The organism is Novosphingobium sp. PhB165, from assembly GCF_004341845.1.
Lineage (GTDB): Bacteria > Pseudomonadota > Alphaproteobacteria > Sphingomonadales > Sphingomonadaceae > Novosphingobium.
The window spans coordinates 841,805-857,012 of sequence record NZ_SLVB01000001.1 but is presented as its reverse complement, the minus strand read 5'-3'; the positions used below and the strand labels follow the sequence as shown (position 1 = coordinate 857,012).

13 protein-coding genes are annotated in these 15,208 nt (G+C 63.9%); 9 read left to right on the top strand and 4 right to left on the bottom strand.

Going from position 1 to position 15,208, the window contains the following annotated elements:
• Positions 1 to 4 precede the first annotated feature (4 nt).
• The 7 genes from EDF56_RS04120 (at position 5) to EDF56_RS04090 (ending at position 7,127) form a co-directional block, all read left to right on the top strand.
• Positions 5 to 1,141 (top strand): ABC transporter permease, encoded by a 1,137-nt coding sequence (locus EDF56_RS04120; protein WP_132385427.1) that lies wholly within the window; start codon positions 5 to 7, stop codon positions 1,139 to 1,141.
• Positions 1,142 to 1,159: 18 nt separating this feature from the next.
• Positions 1,160 to 2,674, top strand: a complete 1,515-nt coding sequence (locus tag EDF56_RS04115; protein WP_132385426.1) for an efflux transporter outer membrane subunit — start codon at positions 1,160 to 1,162, stop codon at positions 2,672 to 2,674.
• Positions 2,675 to 2,835: 161 nt separating this feature from the next.
• Positions 2,836 to 3,150 carry a septum formation initiator family protein gene (locus tag EDF56_RS04110; RefSeq protein ID WP_132385425.1) on the top strand — a complete coding sequence of 105 codons (315 nt, stop codon included), beginning with the start codon at positions 2,836 to 2,838 and terminating at the stop codon, positions 3,148 to 3,150.
• A 181-nt stretch (positions 3,151 to 3,331) separates the two neighbouring features.
• Positions 3,332 to 4,417 (top strand): pyruvate dehydrogenase (acetyl-transferring) E1 component subunit alpha, encoded by a 1,086-nt coding sequence (gene pdhA, locus EDF56_RS04105; protein WP_132385424.1) that lies wholly within the window; start codon positions 3,332 to 3,334, stop codon positions 4,415 to 4,417.
• Entirely contained in the window at positions 4,417 to 5,778 is a 1,362-nt protein-coding gene (locus tag EDF56_RS04100) for a pyruvate dehydrogenase complex E1 component subunit beta (protein ID WP_132385423.1), read from the top strand. Before pdhA ends, EDF56_RS04100 begins: the two co-directional genes overlap by 1 nt.
• 117 nt (positions 5,779 to 5,895) lie before the next feature.
• A complete protein-coding gene (locus EDF56_RS04095) occupies positions 5,896 to 6,579 on the top strand; it encodes a hypothetical protein (RefSeq protein WP_132385422.1) in 684 nt (227 codons plus the stop codon).
• 80 nt (positions 6,580 to 6,659) lie between these two features.
• A complete protein-coding gene (locus EDF56_RS04090) occupies positions 6,660 to 7,127 on the top strand; it encodes an EF-hand domain-containing protein (protein WP_132385421.1) in 468 nt (155 codons plus the stop codon).
• A 1-nt stretch (position 7,128) separates the two neighbouring features.
• Here EDF56_RS04090 and trmFO read toward each other — a convergent pair whose 3' ends face one another.
• The 3 genes from trmFO to gyrA all read right to left on the bottom strand — a co-directional run bounded on the left by trmFO (position 7,129) and on the right by gyrA (position 11,720).
• The gene (gene trmFO / locus EDF56_RS04085) at positions 7,129 to 8,490 is read right to left on the bottom strand and encodes a methylenetetrahydrofolate--tRNA-(uracil(54)-C(5))-methyltransferase (FADH(2)-oxidizing) TrmFO (protein ID WP_132385420.1); all 1,362 of its coding nucleotides are present in this window, start codon (positions 8,488 to 8,490) and stop codon (positions 7,129 to 7,131) included.
• Positions 8,491 to 8,589: 99 nt separating this feature from the next.
• Positions 8,590 to 8,931: a DUF952 domain-containing protein gene (locus EDF56_RS04080; RefSeq protein ID WP_132385419.1), complete on the bottom strand. Its 342-nt coding sequence runs from the start codon at positions 8,929 to 8,931 to the stop codon at positions 8,590 to 8,592.
• The gene (gene gyrA, locus EDF56_RS04075) at positions 8,928 to 11,720 is read right to left on the bottom strand and encodes a DNA gyrase subunit A (RefSeq protein ID WP_132385418.1); all 2,793 of its coding nucleotides are present in this window, start codon (positions 11,718 to 11,720) and stop codon (positions 8,928 to 8,930) included. Before gyrA ends, EDF56_RS04080 begins: the two co-directional genes overlap by 4 nt.
• Positions 11,721 to 12,039: 319 nt before the next feature.
• Between gyrA and EDF56_RS04070 the strand changes: the two genes are divergently transcribed.
• Complete coding sequence (locus EDF56_RS04070) at positions 12,040 to 13,371, top strand: hypothetical protein (RefSeq protein WP_132385417.1); 1,332 nt, start codon at positions 12,040 to 12,042, stop codon at positions 13,369 to 13,371.
• 88 nt (positions 13,372 to 13,459) lie between these two features.
• Here the strand turns inward: EDF56_RS04070 and EDF56_RS04065 are convergent, their stop codons facing one another.
• Positions 13,460 to 14,134: a carbonic anhydrase gene (locus tag EDF56_RS04065; protein WP_132385416.1), complete on the bottom strand. Its 675-nt coding sequence runs from the start codon at positions 14,132 to 14,134 to the stop codon at positions 13,460 to 13,462.
• An 83-nt stretch (positions 14,135 to 14,217) separates the two neighbouring features.
• Here EDF56_RS04065 and lipA point away from each other — a divergent pair, with 83 nt between their 5' ends.
• Positions 14,218 to 15,168, top strand: a complete 951-nt coding sequence (lipA, locus tag EDF56_RS04060; RefSeq protein ID WP_132385778.1) for a lipoyl synthase — start codon at positions 14,218 to 14,220, stop codon at positions 15,166 to 15,168.
• Positions 15,169 to 15,208 lie beyond the last annotated feature (40 nt).

The window sequence follows — 15,208 nt, the reverse complement described above, 5'->3', positions numbered from 1 at the left end:
CCTGATGGCGCCGGCCCCAAATCGCTTTCCAGATCGCGCCGTTGCATGGCTGGCCGAAGTCGCCTTCCTGTTCCGCAAGGAAGTGCTGGCCCTGTTCAAGGATCCTGCCAACCGCATCATCCTGTTCGCGCCGGCCTTCATCCAGACGCTGCTGTTCGGCTACGGCGCGATCCTCGATCTTCAGCATGTGCCCTATGCGCTGCTGGACCAGAGTCGAGGGCAGGCGGCGAGCGAACTGATCGCGCGACTGGACGGCACCGGCGTATTCTCGCGGCAGGCGACGCTGAACAACACCAACCAGATCGCGCCGCTGATAGACCGCCAGAAAGTGCTCATGGCGATCACGATACCTGCCGATTTCGACCGGCGACTGGCGAGCGGAGAGGATGCGCCGGTGCAGGTCGTGTTCGATGGGCGCAATTCGACGACGGCAGGCTCGGCAGCGGCCTATGTCGCCTCGGTCGTGCAAGCGTTCAATGCCTCGCGTAAAGGCGTGCAAGGTGTGACCGTGGTGCGCCGCGCCTGGTTCAATCCCAATCTCGAATCGCGGTGGCAGATCTTGCCCGCCATGATTGCAACCCTGTCGATGCTGCAAACGATGCTGCTCGCCGCGCTTTCGGTCGCCCGCGAGCGGGAGCAGGGGACATTCGACCAGTTGCTGGTCACGCCGATGACGCCGCTCCAGATACTCGTGGGCAAGGCGCTTCCCTCGATCGTCGTGGGCTTGCTCCAGTCGACCATCGTTTTGCTGATCGTGCTCCTCTGGTTCCGGGTGCCGATGAGCGGCTCGCCCTTTCTGCTCTATTTCGGGCTGCTTTGCTTCAACATCGCCTCGGTGGGTATCGGCATGACGCTTTCGGCCTTCGCGCTGAACATGCAGCAGGCGATGCTCTTCTCGTTCATGCTGATCATGCCGCTGACGCTGCTTTCCGGCATGCTCACACCGATCCGCAACATGCCTCTGGTGCTTCAGTACGTTACGTATGTGAATCCGCTGAGGTTTGGCGTTGCCATAGTCCGCCGTGTCTATCTCGAAGGGGCGGGGCTTGGTGAGATTGCACCCAATTTCCTGCCTTTGCTGGCGGTGGCGGCGGTTACGTTGCCGCTTTCGGCGTGGCTGTTCCGTCACCGGCTTGCCTGAATGCGAGGATATCCTGCCATGTCTCGTGCCCGGATCAACGCCTGTCTCCCGCTCGCGGCCGTGCTGGCGATCAGCCTTGGCGCGTCCGGCTGCACGGTTGGCCCCAACTTCAAGGCGCCTGCGGCAGAGGCTCCGGACGACTGGTCGCAATGGCGCAGCGGAACCGGCGATGTGGTGGCCGTCCCCGCCGGCGCGCAGGCCATGCCGGCCGAGTGGTGGACCCTGCTTGGCGATCCCGTGCTGAACGATCTCGAACGCCGCGCGCTTGCCGCCAGTCCCGATCTCCAGACAGCGGCGCTCCATTTCGCGCAGGCCCGCGCCCAGCGCGGCGCGGTCGCTTCCGAGGGGCTGCCACAAGTCAACGGAAGCGCCGGCGTCACGCGCGAACGGATGAGCGAATACGGCGCTTCGACCCGCCTCTTCGACGTACTGGCGGGAGATAATCGCGATCAGCTTGCCAAGTATCTCGCCCGGCCATTCACGCTATTTCAGGGCGGTTTCGATGCAGGCTGGGAGATCGACCTGTGGGGCAAGGTTCGCCGCTCGGTGGAAGCAGCCGATGCCAATGTCGCCGGGCAGGGGGCGCTGCTCGATCTGACGCGGCTCTCAGTCACCGCCGAGGTGGCGCAGGCCTATTTCGCGATGCGCAGCGCGCAGGCGCAAGGCGCGGTTGCCGGGGAGGATATCGCCCTGCTCAAGGACCGCGTGGGGCTGGTCGGCGCCCGCGTAGATGGCGGCATGAATGACCACACCGCGATAGAGAGCGATCAGGCCAGCCTGCGCGCGTCGGAGGCGAATCTGCCCGCGCTTCAGGCGGAGGCGGCTGCGCAGGCCAACCGCATCGCGCTGGCTCTGGGCGTTCAGCCGGGAACGCTGCGGGACGAATTGAAACCGGCCGCCATTGGGCCGCTGCCTCCCGCACTTCCCGACCTGTCGCTAGGCCTGCCGTCCGAAGTGGCGCTGCGCCGGCCGGACGTGCGCGCGGCTGAGGCCAAGCTCCATGCGGCGACGGCGCAGATCGGCGTCGCGACTGCCGATCTCTATCCCACTATTACGCTGGGCGGCGGTTTCGGTTTGGAAAGCTACCGTTCGCAGAACCTGTTCGATTGGGCGAGCCGGACCTGGCAGATCGGCCCGAGTCTCAGCCTGCCGATATTCGACGGCGGCCGTCGCCGTGCGACTGTGGAACTGCGCAAGCTGGAGCAGCGCGAGGCGGCGGTGAACTTCCAGGTTGCGGTGCTCAAGGCGTGGCAGGAGATCGACGACGCGCTCACCGGCTACACAGCCGATTGGCAAGCGCGCGAGCACCTGTCCCAGCGCCTAGAACATGCGCGCGCCAATGCCGACCTTGTGGAGGCGCGATACAAGGGCGGGCAGGTCAACTATCTTCCGGTGATTGACGCCCGTCGCGCGGTCCTGGCGGCAACGCGCGAACTCGACGACAGTGACGCCCGCCTGCGCACCCGTCTCGCCGCGATCAACAAGGCGATCGGGAATGTTCCGCCTGCTGCCTCTCAAGCCGCAATGCGGTGATACGTCGCCCCGTTACGCTGCGTTTGAACGCGGCCAAGAGTTATCAACACTTATATCGACGGTTTTGCGGTGCAATGATCCCTCTGGACCTGTCGCTAAAGAGTGCGAATCGCGTAATATTCGTACTTGCAACGCGGAATCACTTGTGATTCTATCACGGCATGAGGGCCATGCGTCACGACACCAACCTTGCGAAGGAGCGTTTGGTACAGGGTTCTGCCCTGGCCTTGCTGCTGCTCATGGGCGGCTTCGCTATTGCGGGGCCCAGCGGCGTGCTGGCGTGGGGTGAAAACCAGCGGCTGCTGGAGCAACGGCGCGAGAAGCTGGCTGAGCTTGAAAGCCAGCGCGATCACCTCAAAAACCGCGTGGCCCTGCTGGATTCGCGCAAGGTCGATCCGGATCTTGCCGGCGAACTTCTGCGCGCAAATCTGAATGTCGCGCGCCCTGACGAAATGGTCATGCTGATCAAGCGCTGACTTTCCGTCGGTTTTCGGGCTTAGGTATTGGCCCGGCTCGATTTCCATGCTGCGATGCAACATTTCCATTTGCCATAATTTTTGTGCTGAATACGGCAAATTTCCGTCATCGTGCTTTCGATTTCCGCGCGGCGTCCTATAAGCGGCGAGAAATCAATCGCACCAACGATGGGGAGTCCCGTTGCCCAAAGCCAAGAGTGACGCCGGGTCCGGCGCCGAGCCAGCCGCAGTACCGGCACAGGACGAAGACTTTGCGCTGCACAGCCTCCAGGAATCACTGGAAGCCGACAAGCGCTACACGCCCAGCAAGGAAGAACTGCTCCACTTCTATGAGCAGATGTTGCTCATTCGCCGCTTCGAGGAAAAGGCGGGCCAGCTTTACGGCCTCGGCCTGATCGGCGGTTTCTGCCATCTCTACATCGGCCAGGAAGCCGTTGCCGTGGGCCTTCAGTCCGCGCTCGATTCCAACCGCGACTCGGTCATCACCGGTTATCGCGATCACGGCCACATGCTTGCCTACGGCATCGATCCCAAGCTGATCATGGCCGAGCTGACCGGCCGTGCGGCCGGTATCTCGCGCGGCAAGGGCGGCTCGATGCACATGTTCAGCGTGGACCATAAGTTCTACGGCGGACACGGCATCGTCGGTGCGCAGGTCTCGCTCGGCGCAGGCCTCGCTTTCGCGCACAAGTACCGTGAAGACGGCGGCGTCGCGATGGCCTACTTCGGCGACGGCGCGGCCAACCAGGGCCAGGTCTACGAGAGCTTCAACATGGCGGCTCTCTGGAAGCTTCCGATCATCTTCGTGATCGAGAACAACGGCTATGCCATGGGCACTGCCGTGAAGCGCGGCTCGGCCGAGACGCACTTCTATCGTCGCGGCACCGCGTTCCGGATTCCCGGCATGCAGGTCGACGGCATGGACGTGCTCGAAGTCCGCAAGGCAGCCGAAGTGGCGCTCGAATATGTGCGTGCCGGCAATGGCCCGGTGCTTATGGAGCTGAACACTTACCGTTACCGTGGCCACTCGATGTCGGACCCTGCGAAGTATCGCAGCCGCGAGGAAGTGCAGGACGTGCGTGAGAAGCGCGATCCGATCGACCACGCTAAGACCGAGTTGCTGGCCATGGGCGTGGACGAAGCCGCGCTCAAGGAAATCGACAAGCGCGTCCGCGCTGCCGTGGCGGAATCGGCCGACTTTGCCGAAAATTCGCCCGAACCCGAAGCTGCTGAACTCTATACTGACGTCCTGGTGGAGCGCTACTGATGGCGATCGAACTCAAGATGCCGGCGCTCTCTCCGACGATGGAAGAGGGCAAGCTTGCCCGCTGGCTGGTGAAGGAAGGCGACGAAGTCACTTCGGGTGACATCCTCGCCGAAATCGAGACCGACAAGGCCACGATGGAATTCGAATCCATCGACGAAGGCACCATCGGCAAGATCCTCGTGCCTGAGGGCACCGAGGGTGTGAAGGTCGGCACCGTGATTGCCGTTCTCGCCGGTGAGGGCGAGGACGCTTCGGCGGTTTCCGCGCCCGCTCCGAAGGCAGAGGCTGCCCCCGCAGCCGAAGCCGCGCCCGCTGCTGCCGCTTCGGCGCCGGCTCCGGTCGCTGCGAAGAAGGATCCCGAGATCCCCTTCGGCACCAACATGAAGACCTCGACCGTGCGCGAAGCTCTGCGCGACGCCATGGCCGAGGAAATGCGCCGCGACGACCGCATCTTCGTGATGGGTGAGGAAGTGGCCGAGTACCAGGGCGCCTACAAGGTGACCCAGGGGCTGCTTGAAGAATTCGGCCCGCGCCGCGTGATCGACACGCCGATCACCGAATACGGCTTTGCCGGCATCGGCACCGGCGCCGCCATGGGCGGCCTGCGTCCGATCATCGAGTTCATGACGTTCAACTTCGCCATGCAGGCGATCGACCACATCATCAACTCGGCCGCCAAGACCAACTACATGTCGGGCGGCCAGATGCGTTGCCCGATTGTGTTCCGTGGTCCGAACGGTGCGGCCTCGCGCGTGGGTGCGCAGCACTCGCAGAACTACGGTCCGTGGTACGCCAACGTTCCCGGCCTGATCGTGATCGCGCCTTACGACGCTTCGGATGCCAAGGGCCTGCTCAAGGCAGCGATCCGCAGCGAAGATCCGGTCGTTTTCCTTGAGAACGAGCTGATCTACGGTCGCACGTTCGAACTGCCCGAGCTTGACGATCACGTCCTGCCGATCGGCAAGGCGCGCATCATGCGTGAAGGCAAGGACGTGACCATCGTGTCCTACTCGATCGGCGTCGGCCTTGCGCTCGAAGCCGCCGAGCAGCTGGCTGGTGAAGGCATCGATGCCGAAGTCATCGACCTGCGCACCCTGCGCCCGCTCGACAAGGAAACGGTGCTGGCCAGCCTTGCGAAGACCAACCGCATCGTGGTTGCCGAAGAAGGTTTCCCGGTCTGCTCGATCGCTTCGGAAATCTCGGCGATCTGCATGGAAGACGGCTTCGACGACCTCGACGCCCCAGTGGTTCGCGTCTGCAACGAGGACGTGCCGCTGCCTTACGCGGCGAACCTCGAAAAGCTCGCGCTGATCGACACGCCGCGCATCGTCGAGGCAGTGCGCAAAGTCTGCTATCGTTAAGGCCCTGGTGCCGATTTGGCGTAAGCGCTGACAAGTAAGACGGCGGCGAAGCGAAGGCTTCGCCGCCGTTTTGCGTTACGGGCTTGCGCGGCAGACCATGGGGGCTAGAGAGGCCTCGTGTCCGAGCCATCCGCCCCCGAAAGTCGTCCCGAAGACCTGCTCCTTCCCGCATTGCCGCAGACCATGCGGCTTGCGCTGGCCTATGCGCCGTCGCGCGCAAGGTTGCCGACGCTGGCGCTGCTGGCGCTCGACCAGCGGCTTGCGGGCCTGCTGCGGCACTCGCGAGAACCGATGATGGCGCAGATCCGTCTCGCCTGGTGGCGCGAGACGCTGGCGCGCGATGCCAGCGAATGGCCGGAGGGTGAGCCCTTGCTGGCCGCGCTTCGAAGCTGGAATGGCGCGCATACGGCTCTCGTGGCGCTTGTCGATGGTTGGGAAGCGCTGACCGGGGAAGCGCCGCTCGCTCCCTCTGCACTGGAAGAGATGGTCGATGGCCGCGCCGCTGCCTTTGCGGGCCTTGCCCATGCACTGGGCCGTGAGGGTGAGGTTGACGCCGCGCGAACTCTCGGACGGCGCTGGGCACTGGCCGACCTTGCGACGAAGCTGAACCATCCGGGCGAAAGCGTGGTCGTGCGCCGTCTTGCCCAAGCCGAACAAGGGCGGCCCGCGCGGCGGGTGTCACGCTTGCTCAGGCCGCTTGCGGTGCTGGAAGGGCTGGCGCGCGAGAACATGGCGAGCGGCGGGCAAGGCTCGGCGCGAACCGTGCTCAAGGCCATGCGGATCGGCCTGCTCGGTCGCTGAATTTGCAGCGATAACAGACATGTAATTTCCCTGCGGCGCGAAGCCGAGTGGATAAGCCGCGCAATTTCAGGGAGATTGCGATGCAGCGCTTCATCCTCGGCGGCGTGACGGTGCTACTGCTGCTATCGCTGGGACTGTTCTGGTGGCAGGGGCGTGCCGAAGTGGAAAAGGCGGCGCCTCCTCCGGTCGCGGCCAAGCCGCAGCCTCATCCAACCGACATTCCCAGTGCCGATCTTGAAAATCTGGCGGGTCCGGAACTGCCCGAAGCGACGCCGCTCACCCGGGAGCAGCGCCGCTTCGCGCGTTACGATTTCAACCGCGATGGCAAGATCAGCCGCCAGGAAATGCTCTCGACGCGCACAGCGGCATTCCGCAAGCTCGACAAGGACGGCAACAATCTGCTGACTTTCGAGGAATGGGCCGTGGCGACGGTCGACAAGTTCGACCGTGCCGATGCCAACCACGACGAGATCCTGACCCCGGACGAATTCCGCGCGACCGCGCCGCCCCCTCCCAAGCCGAAACCGAAGTGTTCGTGCAAACCCTGAGTTATGCGGGCGTCAGGTCTGCCAGCCAGGGGGCGATCTCTTCCTTGGCGCGCTCGGTATAGGCTTCCTTGCGCTGCTTCTTCTTCACGTCATGGAGCGGCGGGAAGAGGCCGAAGTTGACGTTCATCGGCTGATAATGCTCGGCTTCGGCATCGCCGGTGATGTGCGAGAGCAGGGCGCCGAGCGCGGTCGTGCGTGGCGGGGCCTGCCATTCGCGACCCGTCAGTTCGGTCGCCGTCATCAGGCCGGCCATCAGGCCGACCGCCGCGCTTTCGACATAGCCTTCGCAACCGGTGATCTGGCCCGCGAAGCGCACGTGCGGCGCGGTCTTGAGGCGCAGCTGGCGGTCGAGCAGGACCGGCGAATTGATGAAAGTGTTGCGATGCAGGCCGCCGAGGCGGGCGAATTCGGCATTCTCAAGGCCCGGAATGGTGCGGAACAGGCGCACCTGCTCGGCGTGCTTCAGCTTGGTCTGGAAGCCGACCATGTTCCACAGCGTGCCCAGCTTGTTGTCCTGCCGCAGCTGGACGACGGCGTAGGCCCAGCGGCCATTCGGGTGTTCAGGGGTCGCCCAGTGCGGATTATCCAGCCCGACCGGCTTCATCGGCCCGAAACGCAGCGTTTCGACGCCGCGTTCGGCCATGACTTCGATCGGCATGCAGCCGTCGAAGTAGGGTGTATTCGCTTCCCATTCCTTGAACGAAGTCTTCTCGCCTTCGACGAGGCCTTTATGGAAGGCTAGGTACTGCTCCTTGTTCATCGGGCAGTTGATGTAGTCCTTGGTCTCGCCCTTGTCCCAGCGCGAGGCCATCCAGCATACGTCCATGTCGATCGAATCGTTGTAGACGATCGGTGCGATGGCATCGAAGAAGGCCAAGCTGTCGGCCCCGGTCGCCGCGCCGATGCTGTGGGCCAGCGATTCGGCGGTCAGCGGGCCGGTGGCGACGATCGTGGTGCCTGCTTGTGGAAGTACGTCGATCCGTTCGCGCACGACGTCGAGGTTGGGCAGGGCGGCAAGCCGCGACTCCACTTCGGCCGAGAAGGCGTCGCGGTCGACCGCGAGCGCGGAACCGGCGGGAACCTGCGCCTTGGCCGCGGCCGCCATGATCAGCGAATCGCAGCGGCGCATCTCGTGGTGGAGCAGGCCGACGGCATTCTTCTCGTCGTCGTCGGAACGGAAAGAGTTGGAGCAGACCAGTTCGGCCAGGCCATCGCCCTGATGGGCCGGGCTTCTTTCGCCGCCCTTGTCCGCCGAAGCGCCGCGCATTTCCGAGAGGCGAACCTTGAAGCCGCGACGGGCAAGCTGCCAGGCGGCTTCGCTGCCGGCAAGGCCGCCGCCGATGATGTGAACGTCATAAGTCATGGCGGTTGCGCCTAGACCTTTGCGGCGCGATGGGGAAGGGCAAGGTCGTCTCCGGCGAACGCGTAGTCGCGCTGTTCCCCGGAGATTCAGGCCGAAAATTCAGGCCGGAAAGAGCAGCCTACCGTCCTCGGCATAAGTGACGGGAGCGTGCGCAACGACGGCCGATAGCGGCAGATCTGCGTAGATATGCGGAAAAAGTGCGCCGCCGCGCGAGACTTCCCACTTCACCGCATCGCCGAGCAGATCGAGATCGACGGCGGCAAGGGCGAGGCCGGTCTGGCCGGAAAAGTGCTTTTCCAGCGTTTCCTGTGCCTGCGCGGCAGTGGACATGTGAATGTAGCCGTCAGCCTTGTCGATCGGTGCGCCGGTGAAAACCCCTTCGGCGAGCAGCTGCTGGAGCTGCTCGCCGGTCAGGATCTTGTAGGCGATCGAGTCGCTCACGCTTCGGTTTCCGGGGCCTCGTCCGGCGTTTCCGGCGCTTCGGATGCGCCGGCTTCGATTTCGGTGCCTTCGCCTTCGACGACATCCTCATCGGCCTCGTCGAGACGCACGGCGCTCACCACATGCTCATCGCCGGAGACGTTGAACAGGCGTACGCCGGCCGAGCCGCGACCGATCACGCGGAGCGAATCGAGCGGCAGGCGGATCAGCTTGGCTTGATCGGTCACCAGCATGAGCTGGTCGGCACGAGTCGCCGGGAAGCTGGCGACAACCGGACCGTTGCGGGCGATGTTGTCGATATTGGTGATGCCCTGACCGCCACGGCCGGTGCGGCGATATTCGTAGGCCGAGGACAGCTTGCCGTAACCGTTGGCGCAGACGGTGAGGATGAACTGCTCCTTTTCGACAAGGTAGTCGAAACGCTCGGCGTCGAGCGAGCTTTCGCCTTCCTTCTCGCCCTTCCAGGGTGCGAAGCGGAGGTAGGCCTCGCGCTCTTCCTGGTCCTGCACGCCGACGCGGTGCAGGATCGAGAGCGAGATGACCTCGTCATCGTCCTTCAGCGTCATGGCCTTCACGCCCGTGGACGTACGGCTTGCGAATTCGCGCACCAGATCGCCGGCGAAGCGGATGGCCTTGCCTTGACGGCTTGCCAGCAGAACGTCGTCCGAGTGGGAAAGCAAGGCCACGCCGATCAGACGATCGTCGTTGGGCGTGCCGTCCGCATCGGGCTCGAACTTCATCGCGAACTTGCCGTTCGACGGGATGTTCGCGAAGGCGTCCATCGAGTTGCGGCGCACATTGCCCTTGGCCGTCGCGAAGACGACCGAGAGCTTGCTCCACTCCTTCTCGTCCTCGGGGAGGGCGAGCACGGTCTGGATCGTCTCGTCCTTGTCCAGTGCGGGCAGGAGGTTGACGATCGGGCGGCCACGCGTGGTCGGGCCGCCTTCGGGCAGCTTGTAGACCTTGAGGCGATAGACTTTGCCGGCGGTCGAGAAGAACAGCACCGGGTTGTGCGTGGACGTGACGAACATCGTCGTCACCACGTCCTCGTCCTTCGTCGCCATGCCGGCGCGGCCCTTGCCGCCACGGTTCTGAGCCCGGAAGGTCGAGAGCGGGGTGCGCTTGATATAGCCGTCCATGGTCACGGTAACGACCATGTCCTCACGCTCGATCAGGTCCTCGTCCTCGATGCCCTCGGCAGCGCCGGTCAACACCGACACGCGCGGGGTGGCATAGAGTTCGCGCACGGCAACCAGTTCGCCGCGCATGACGCCGTAAAGCTTCACGCGGTCGGCGAGGATCGAGAGGTATTCCTCGATTGCGGTGGCCAGTTCCTTGAGCTCGTCGCCGATCTCGTCGCGGCCCAACGCCGTCAGGCGGTGCAGACGCAAGTCGAGGATCGCCTTCACCTGGATCTCGGATAGGCGGTAGGATCCGCCATCCTGCTCGGCGCTGGGCTCGATCGCCTCGACGAGGCGGATATAGGGCGCGATATCGCCGATCGGCCATTCGCGCGTCAGCAGGCGGGACCGTGCCTCGGCCGGGTTCGGCGCGCTGCGGATGATCTTCACCACTTCGTCGAGGTTCGAAACCGCGACGACTAGGCCCAGCAAGATATGTGCCCGGTCACGCGCCTTGTTCAGTTCGAACTTGGTGCGGCGGGTGATGACCTCCTCACGGAACTGGATGAAGGCCTGGATGATATCGCGCAGGTTGAGGACTTCGGGGCGGCCGTTCTTGATGGCCAGCATGTTGGCCGCGAAGTTCGACTGCGCCGGGGTGTTGCGCCAGAGCTGATTGAGCACGACTTCCGGCGTGGCATCGCGCTTGAGGTCGATGACGACGCGCATGCCTTCGCGGTTCGATTCGTCGCGGATGTCCGCAACGCCGTCGATCCGCTTGTCCTTGGCGGCTTCGGCGATCTTCTCGACGAGGCCGGCCTTGCCGACCTGATAGGGAATCGAGGTCAGCACGATCGAGCGGCGATCGCCGCGGCCTTCCTCGATCTCATGGCGGCAGCGCATGATGATCGAGCCGCGACCGGTGAGGTACGCATTGCGCGCACCACCTTGGCCGAGGATCAGCGGCGCGGTCGGGAAGTCCGGACCCGGAATGATCTGGATCAGTTCTTCGATCGTGACGGCCGGATTGTCGATCATGGCAAGGCAGCCGTCGATCACTTCGCCGAGGTTGTGCGGCGGAATGTTCGTGGCCATGCCGACGGCTATACCGCCGGCGCCATTGATCAGCAGGTTCGGGAAGCGCGCCGGCAACACGGTCGGCTCGCTTTCGGAACCGTCGTAGTTGTCGGCGAAGTCGACCGTGGCCTTTTCGATATCGGCCAGAAGCTCGTTCGACACCTTGTCGAGACGCGCTTCGGTGTAACGCATGGCGGCCGGCGGATCGGGGTCCATCGAGCCGAAGTTGCCCTGGCCGTCGATCAGCGGAACGCGGAGCGACCATGGCTGCGTCATGCGCGCCAGCGCGTCGTAGATCGCGCTGTCGCCATGCGGGTGATACTTACCCATGACGTCACCGACGATACGGCTCGACTTGCGGTAAGGACGCCCGGCAACATAGCCCGCTTCGTGGCAGCTATAGAGAATGCGGCGGTGCACGGGCTTGAGGCCGTCGCGCACGTCCGGAAGCGCGCGGCTCACGATCACGCTCATCGCGTAATCGAGATAGCTCGTCTTCATCTCATCGACGATGTCGATGCGGGTGTATTCGCCTTCGGGACCGGGGTGTCCGGGACCGTTCTGCTCTGGAATGTCGGTGTCGTCGCTCACGCGCTGGATCGTTCGTTGCTGCGGGACAAGGGATGATGGATCGCCCTAGGGCATGCGTAAGGCGAAAGCCACCGGAACGCGCTGGGCGAGGGGGTCAAGCGTTCCTTTTTCCACACTTATGGAGTGTGCGGAGCAAACCGGCGCGCTGCAAACCCGGAAAGCTTGCGACGAAACGCATTCAATCAGCGTTAAGCGGCGTACATCTAATCGGGCGCCGAGGTTGCCAAGCGACCATTTCGACGCCAAACCGGCGCGGCGCTTTATGCGGTGCCGCTGTTCGCGGCGCGACCGTATGTGTCTTGTTGAGGAGTTGGCCTTGATGGCTCGCAAGTTCCTGATTTCCCGAATTGCCCTCGCCGTGGCCCTGAGTGGCGGCATGGCGGTTGCCATGGTGCCGGCTGCGGCGTCCGCCAAGGACGCCAAGAAGGCAGACGCGGCCAAGTACTCGGATGCCTTCATCAAGGCTGCCGGTCCCATTGAAAAGGCCGTCAACGCGGCAACTGCGGCACTTCCGCAAGGCGCAGGTCCGGATGCTTTCCCGGCCGCCAAGTCGAGCATCGACACCGCGCTCGGCGGCAACGGCAAGGCTGCGATGGAAGCCGCCATTCCCAGCGCGACGACGCCTGACGACAAGCTTGCGCTTGGTCAGCTGATCCGCACCTATGGCGTGCTCGCGCAGGACCTCGCGTTCAAGCAGAGCGGCGTGCAGATGATGATCGCGAGCGGCAAGATCCCGGCGACTTCGGCCGGTTCGACCTACTTTGACGCGGGCGTCAACGCTTTCAACCTCAAGGACTACGCCAATGCGGCGACGTACCTGAAGCAGGCCAAGGACGCCGGCTATCAGGATCCGCAGGGCCAGCTCGACATGATTCTGGCGGAATCCTACAAGCGCGGCAACAACCCCGAAGCGGCGATGGCGATGGCCAAGGCCGACATCGACGCGGCCCGCGCCAAGGGCGTCGCGCCCAGCGAATCTTCGCTGCGCAGCGTTCTCCAGCAGGCTTACAACGCCAAGCAGCTTGATGCTTCGGCCGAATATGCCGGGCTGCTGGTGCAGTATTATCCGCGCGACGAGACGTGGAATATTTCGACCTCGATCGTGCGCCAGCTGGGCTCGTTCGACAAGTCGGACAACCTTGACCTCATGCGCTTGATGTTCATCAGCGGCGGCATGAAGGACAAGCGCGACTACTTCGAATACCTCGAAGATGCCGATCCGCGCGCCTATCCGGGTGAAGCGCTCAAGGTCATGGACCAGGGCCTTGCCAAGGGTCTGCTGACCCAGGCCGAAGTGGGCGCCGACCGCGCCAACAGCGCCTCGCGCGTTCCGGCCGACAAGGCCTCGCTGCCCGCAACCGAGCGTGATGCCCTGAAGCCCGGAGCCACTGCCGCGCAGGTGATGACCGCTGCGGACGTGTTCCTCAGCTACAGCCAGTACGACAAGGCCGAAGAACTCTTCAAGGCCGCGCTCGCCAAGCCCGGTGTCGATGCCAACAAGGCCAACCTGCGCCTCGGCATGGCGCAGGCGATGCAGGGCAAGAACGCTGAAGCGCAGGCGACCCTTGCCAAGGTTACCGACAAGCGTTCGTCGATCGCCAAGCTGTGGTCGGCCTATGCTGCCGGCAAGGGTGCACGCCCCGCTGCCTGATCCGGCGGTTTCGGTGCAAAATGAAAGGGCGGCGGGTTATCCCGCCGCCCTTTTCGTTTGTCGCCGTTCTGTTCGCCGATGAAAGGCGTCAGCGAACCGGTGCGAACTTTCCGGTGTCGTCGTCCATCAGGTGCAGTTCGCCATCGGAAATCGCGAAGAACGTGCCGCGCAGCTTGAGTTCGCCGTTCTTCACCTTGTGGCGTACGCAAGGGAAGGTCATCAGGTTGTCGAGGCTTACGCGCACCGCGGCCTGCTCCATCTCGCGTTCGGCCGGACGGCCGGTGATGCCGAACTCGGCCGCGACCGGGGCGCGGGCGTCGTCGAGCATGGATATCCAGTCGGCGATGAATCCGCCTTCGCCCGGCTCGGTTCCACGCAGTTCCTGTGTGAGGGCCGCCTTGCAGCCGCCGCACATTCCGTGGCCCATGACCACGATTTCCTTCACCTTCAGCACCTGCACCGCGAATTCGAGCGCGGCGGAGACGCCGTGATGGCCGGGATTGGTCTCGAAGGGCGGCACCAGCGCGGCGACATTGCGGACCACGAAGATTTCACCGGGATCGACGTCGAATATCTGCGAGGGATCCACGCGGCTGTCCGAACAGGCGACGATCATGATTTCCGGCTGCTGGCCTTCGCTCAGGCGTGCCCAACGCTCGCGATGAGGGGTCCAGCCCGAGTCGCGGAAGCGGCGATATCCGGCGATCAGGTTGTCGAGGACGCGGTTTTCTGGAGCGTTTGATTCTGTGGGTGAAACGGTCATCGGGTCCTCCATTGATGCGCACGCAACCCATAGAGCGGATATTCGCACTGGCAAGCCGGCAAGCTTGCGACTATCTGGGCCCCATGAACGACCTCTCCTCCGTGCCGAGCCCCGAGCAGAAGCCTGAACGTCAGCGCAAGCCAGACTGGATCCGCGTCAAGGCGCCGACCAGCAAGGAATATGGCGAAACTCGCCAGCTCATGCGCGATCTCAAGCTCAATACGGTTTGCGAAGAGGCGGCATGTCCCAACATCGGCGAGTGCTGGACCAAGAAGCACGCCACGGTGATGATTCTGGGCGATACCTGCACGCGCGCCTGTGCGTTCTGCAACGTGAAGACCGGCATGCCAGGGCGTGTCGATCCGCTTGAGCCCGAGCATGTCGCCGAACTGGCCGTGAAAACGGGCCTTGAGCACATCGTCATCACCTCGGTCGATCGCGACGATCTTCCCGATGGCGGCGCCAACCAGTTCGTGAAGGTGATTCAGGCCCTGCGCGCCGCGACTCCCAACACGACCATCGAGATTCTGACGCCCGATTTCCGCGGCAAGATGCGCCGCGCGGTCGAGGCGATCGTGGCCGCGGGTCCGGACGTCTACAACCACAATCTCGAGACCGTGCCCCGCCTCTACCCGACCATTCGCCCTGGTGCGCGTTACTACGCTTCGCTGCGTTTGCTGGAAGAGGTGAAGGCGCATAACCCGCTGATCTTCACCAAGTCCGGCGTGATGCTCGGCCTTGGTGAAGAGCGTCTGGAAGTCCATCAGGTGATGGACGACATGCGCTGCGCCGACATCGATTTCCTGACCATGGGCCAGTACCTGCGCCCGACGCCGAAGCATGCGGAGGTCAAAGAATTCGTCACGCCCAAGGCGTTCGATGCCTATGGCGCCATCGCCCGTGCCAAGGGCTTCCTGCAAGTGGCCTCCTCGCCGTTGACGCGTTCGAGCTACCATGCTGGCAAGGACTTCGCCGAAATGCGCGCCGCGCGCGAGGCCAAGCTGGCGAAGGCTGGGGCCGGAGCGGCTCGTTGATGCTCCGTACCTCCAAAGCTGCGACGACCAAGGCCTGACC

Bases quoted from the DNA above. Each gene is read 5' to 3' on its own strand.
- EDF56_RS04090 (WP_132385421.1), top strand. From the start codon at position 6,660: ATGCAGCGCTTCATCCTCGGCGGCGTGACGGTGCTACTGCTGCTATCG.
- EDF56_RS04065 (WP_132385416.1), bottom strand. From the start codon at position 14,134: ATGACCGTTTCACCCACAGAATCAAACGCTCCAGAAAACCGCGTCCTC.
- EDF56_RS04110 (WP_132385425.1), top strand. From the start codon at position 2,836: ATGAGGGCCATGCGTCACGACACCAACCTTGCGAAGGAGCGTTTGGTA.
- trmFO (WP_132385420.1), bottom strand. From the start codon at position 8,490: ATGACTTATGACGTTCACATCATCGGCGGCGGCCTTGCCGGCAGCGAA.
- EDF56_RS04115 (WP_132385426.1), top strand. From the start codon at position 1,160: ATGTCTCGTGCCCGGATCAACGCCTGTCTCCCGCTCGCGGCCGTGCTG.
- EDF56_RS04120 (WP_132385427.1), top strand. From the start codon at position 5: ATGGCGCCGGCCCCAAATCGCTTTCCAGATCGCGCCGTTGCATGGCTG.
- EDF56_RS04100 (WP_132385423.1), top strand. From the start codon at position 4,417: ATGGCGATCGAACTCAAGATGCCGGCGCTCTCTCCGACGATGGAAGAG.
- EDF56_RS04070 (WP_132385417.1), top strand. From the start codon at position 12,040: ATGGCTCGCAAGTTCCTGATTTCCCGAATTGCCCTCGCCGTGGCCCTG.
- lipA (WP_132385778.1), top strand. From the start codon at position 14,218: ATGAACGACCTCTCCTCCGTGCCGAGCCCCGAGCAGAAGCCTGAACGT.